Annotated in this window: 2 protein-coding genes; both read right to left on the bottom strand. The window is 42.2% G+C overall.

Annotation, left to right across the window (positions count from 1 at the left end; translation table 11 throughout):
- Positions 1 to 67: 67 nt before the first annotated feature.
- Positions 68 to 589: a hypothetical protein gene (locus ACQKE4_RS20690; protein ID WP_427390103.1), complete on the bottom strand. Its 522-nt coding sequence runs from the start codon at positions 587 to 589 to the stop codon at positions 68 to 70.
- Positions 590 to 645: 56 nt separating this feature from the next.
- Positions 646 to 1,146, bottom strand: a complete 501-nt coding sequence (locus tag ACQKE4_RS20685; protein WP_427390102.1) for a hypothetical protein — start codon at positions 1,144 to 1,146, stop codon at positions 646 to 648.
- Positions 1,147 to 1,446: the final 300 nt, after the last annotated feature.

Below are 1,446 nucleotides of genomic sequence, written 5' to 3'. Positions count from 1 at the left end.
AAGCGGCTGTTGGTGCTTGATGGATTGGTTAGGTTCTTGAAATCATAGCACTTTCAGCCGCTTTCTTTTATACCCTGTGAGAAATCCGGGCTAGGCCCTCTTGGCTTACAGTAGCCTTGTTACCAAAGCCTTCTAGATAGGCATAGCTATCGTTGAACTTGCCATCTTGGGTAACGTCAGTGCCATTGAATAAACCAATTTGTTCAGTGACAGAAACGTTTTTGGTTCCATCCTGATCCGCAGAGGCGCTATTGCCGGCACCTTCTTGGTATACGGTAGAGTCGTTAAATGCGCCCAGTTGACTAACGTCTGCCGAGTTGCCATTACCAATTTGTTCTACGCCAGAGTTATTAAGACCGGCGAAAGTAGTCGCAACACCAGCAACATCATCTTGCGATACGGTTGCTGAGTTAAAACTACCTTGTTGATAAATACGAGATGTCTGAGAACCCCACTGAGTAACATCGTTAGTGTTATTATTACCGACTTGGTAGATAGAAGAGTCGCTACCACCTGAGAACTGTGCAAAAGCAGCAGAACTCATAGCAAAAGCAACAGCAGCGGCGATAGTGGTGATTTGAGTTTTCATGGTGTTTCCCCTTTATGCATACTTGCTTTAGTTATTACTGAGGCAACATTTGTTGCTCAGTAGGTTTCGACGGTGACCGGGCGTGCATAGGTTGAAAACGCTTGTTGTTCAACGCTGATACCACGGTAGCCACTCCCCGATTGTGAAATCTGTACGTCACTACTATTACCCGACTGGCGCACATAAGAGTTCAACTCTCTTGATGCACCACCTAATTGAGTAACATCTGCTTTATGGTTAAACCCCTGTTGCATTATATTGCTAACGTTATTGCCCCCGGTTTGATTCACATTTGCAGAGTTGTAGTTTCCTAACTGATAAATGTTAGAAAAATTACCTGCTTGGTAACTAGCCGATTGCGAAACATGGGTGCTGTTATTGTTACCGATTTGAGCAATGACGCTATAGTTAGTGTAATTATGTTGAGCGGCTGATTGCTTAGAAAACTGTTCAACGCGACTGCTGTCGGCGTTAATAGATAAAGAAACTGAAAGGGTTGCCGTTAACAGCGTTGCTATTAAAACAGTTCGCTTGCATGATTTATTTTTCAGTTTCATGTTATTTCCCTCTGAAACAATTTGTATCAATTTGTATTTCTTGTGTTGAGTTTGGACCATTTAGAATTTTACGCTATCAGATGTTTTCTTATTCTTTACATGCAATTTTTAATATTTTTACTTATCAAAAGTATTATTTTTTTAATATTCTATGGGAAAATTTAAAAAAAAACGGCCATACAATTTGCATGGCCGTCTAACACTAGACCTGAATCCGTGAAGCCGGCGCCGACACTTTCCCTATCACCGCCAGCGAGCACTTTTTGATCCTTCGCCCCGTGCAAGTTGGCTTTCGCAAGC

It is taken from the genome of Halomonas sp. NPDC076908 (assembly GCF_050269715.1).
In the GTDB taxonomy this organism is placed as follows: domain Bacteria; phylum Pseudomonadota; class Gammaproteobacteria; order Pseudomonadales; family Halomonadaceae; genus Vreelandella.
The sequence above is the reverse complement of the archived record's forward strand: the minus strand, read 5'-3'. Positions and strand labels throughout refer to the sequence as shown.

Coding starts and splice junctions, on each gene's coding strand:
- ACQKE4_RS20690 (WP_427390103.1), bottom strand. CDS start 589: ATGAAAACTCAAATCACCACTATCGCCGCTGCTGTTGCTTTTGCTATG.
- ACQKE4_RS20685 (WP_427390102.1), bottom strand. CDS start 1,146: ATGAAACTGAAAAATAAATCATGCAAGCGAACTGTTTTAATAGCAACG.